Genomic DNA, 2,338 nt, shown 5'->3' on the forward strand with positions numbered 1-2,338 from the left:
CGCCCCTCGCGCCCGTCCCCCCCCCCCCCCCTCACCCCCACTCCGCTCTGCCCCCCCGCGCCCCCGCCCGCGGCGGCCCCCCCCCGCGCCACCCCGCCCGGCCCCCCCCCCCCGGCGTGTGGCGGTCGTGGCGTGTGGCCGGTCGTGGCGTGTGGCGGTTGTGGCGTACGTCCCGAATCGTGGGCGGCCCTGGTCCGACCGGTGGGCCGTCCGGCATGATCCCCCCGGACAGGACCGAGAGGAGAGGTGACCCATGACGCTCTGGGAGGGCATCGCCGTCCTGGTGGCGGGCGTCGGCGCCGGGATGATCAACGTGATCGTCGGCTCCGGCACGCTGATCACGTTCCCGGTGCTGCTCGCCATCGGGATTCCGCCGGTCACCGCCAACGTCTCCAACACCTTCGGCCTGGTGCCCGGTTCGCTCAGCGGCGTGATCGGCTACCGCCGCGAGCTGGCCGGCCAGGGCCACCGGCTGCTGCGCCTGGGCACCGCCTCGCTGCTCGGCGGACTGGTCGGTGCGCTGCTGCTGATCAGACTGCCGAAGGGCGCCTTCGACGCGATCGTCCCGGTACTGATCCTGCTCGCCCTCGTCCTGGTGGTGATCCAGCCCAGGGTCGCCAAGGCGGTCGCCGCCCGCCGCCGCCCCGACGTCGACCCGGACGGCGGCCTGCTGCTGTTCGTCGGCGTCTTCCTCACCGGCATCTACGGCGGCTACTTCGGCGCTGCGCAGGGCGTCCTGCTGCTGGCGCTGATGGGCATGCTGCTCCAGGAGGACCTGCAGCGGATCAACGCCGTGAAGAACGCGCTGGCGATGGTCGTCAACGGCGTCGCCGCGCTGTTCTTCCTGTTCACCTCCACTGTCAACTGGGCGGCCGCCGGCCTGATCGCGGCGGGCTCGCTGGTCGGCGGCCTGCTCGGCGCCAAGGTCGGCCGCCGCCTGCCGCCGGCCGCGCTGCGCGGGATCATCGTGGTGGTCGGCCTCGTCGCGGTCACCAAACTGCTGCTGAGCTGATGAGCTGAGCAGCCGTCGGGGGCTGTCCGGCAGCGGCTGTGTCGTCCGGTGCGCAGGGCCCCGGCTCGGTATGTTCCTCGCAGTGCACGCCTGACCGGACGGCGAGACGACGAACGGAAGAGCTTCGATGAGCAGCAGGGCACGGCTGAGCGAGGACGAGATCACGGCGGCCCTGGCCGCACTGCCGCGGTGGACCAGGGAGGGCGACGGCATCGTCCGCGCCGCCGACGCCCCCGACTTCCCGGCGGCGATCCGGGTGGTCGTCGCCGTCGCCGAACAGGCCGAGGCGCTCGACCACCACCCCGACGTCGACATCCGCTGGCGCACGCTGCGCTTCGTCCTCTCCACCCACAGCGCGGGCGGGCTGACCGGCCTGGACTTCACCCTGGCCGCCCGCATCGACGAGGCGCTGAACGCCGAGTCCGCGGGCTGACCTCCCGGACCCCCGAGGCCGGGGCGGCGCGCTCGAACGGGCGTGAGATGCTGACTGCCGCATCGGCAGGCGGCTCGGGAGGGACGGGAACGGATGGCGCAGGAGCCCTTCGGAGACGCCCAGCAGCAGCCGTGGTACCCCCAGGGCCAGCAGGCCTGGCCGGTCGGCGGGCACCAGGAGCCGCAGCCGCAGGATCACCCGCAGCAGGAGTACTGGCAGACGACGTCGGGCTACGGCCAGGGGGCCTACGGGCAGGGCGGGTACGGGCAGGACCTGCCGTACCCGCAGCCGGACGGGCAGGGCCCGCCGTACGGGCAGACCGGCTACGTCCAGGGCGGTTACGCCGAGGGGCAGTACCAGCCGTACCACCCGCACCCGGACCACGGGCAGCAGCAGTACGCGCCGTACGCCGTCCCGGAGCAGCCTGCGGGGGAGGGGCTGTACGTCCCGGTGGGAGCGGAGTACTCGGCCGACGGGTACGTGCACATCGAGGACGCCGAGCCCGTTCCCGTGGAGCCGTCCACGGAGCCGGAGCCCGAGCCGGGTACGACGCCCGAGGCCGCGCCCGTCGCGCCGTCGCGGGCTGCCGCCCGTCGGGGCAGGTCCTCGAAGGCGGGCTCCCCGAAGGCGGGCTCTCCGGGGGCGGGTTCTTCACAGGCGGGCTCTTCGCTCTCGGCCAGGGCCCGGGCCGCCGCCGGGGCGGTGCTCACCGGCGAGCACGTGCCCAGCCGGCGGACCCTGCTGGTGCGCACCGGCGCCGGGGTGGCCGCGCTGGGCGTGGGGGGGGGGGGGGGGGGGGTTGTGGGGGGGGGGGGGGGGGGGGCCCGCGCCCCCCCCCCCCCCCCGGGGGCCCCCGGGCGCGAGGCCGCACACCCCCGTGTGTGGGCCCCCCC

The 2,338-nt window shown here is 75.5% G+C and carries 2 protein-coding genes and 1 pseudogene; all 3 read left to right on the plus strand.

What is annotated here, in order from left to right:
• The first annotated feature begins 253 nt into the window (after nt 1-253).
• Nucleotides 254-1,012, plus strand: coding sequence for a sulfite exporter TauE/SafE family protein (locus tag ACFV6I_RS36440; RefSeq protein ID WP_380430275.1), 759 nt, complete (start codon nt 254-256; stop codon nt 1,010-1,012).
• 127 nt (nt 1,013-1,139) lie between these two features.
• On the plus strand, nt 1,140-1,445 hold the full coding sequence (locus ACFV6I_RS36445; protein ID WP_063349639.1) for a 4a-hydroxytetrahydrobiopterin dehydratase: 306 nt from the start codon (nt 1,140-1,142) through the stop codon (nt 1,443-1,445).
• A 93-nt stretch (nt 1,446-1,538) separates the two neighbouring features.
• Nucleotides 1,539-2,338 (plus strand): annotated as a pseudogene (locus ACFV6I_RS36450) (hypothetical protein); the annotation flags it as partial.

Origin of the sequence: Kitasatospora sp. NPDC059803 (genome assembly GCF_042732255.1) — a bacterium.
Classification (GTDB): domain Bacteria; phylum Actinomycetota; class Actinomycetes; order Streptomycetales; family Streptomycetaceae; genus Kitasatospora.

What these genes read in the sequence shown, in the direction of transcription:
- ACFV6I_RS36445 (WP_063349639.1), top strand. Translation starts at nt 1,140, where the DNA reads ATGAGCAGCAGGGCACGGCTGAGCGAGGACGAGATCACGGCGGCCCTG.
- ACFV6I_RS36440 (WP_380430275.1), top strand. Translation starts at nt 254, where the DNA reads ATGACGCTCTGGGAGGGCATCGCCGTCCTGGTGGCGGGCGTCGGCGCC.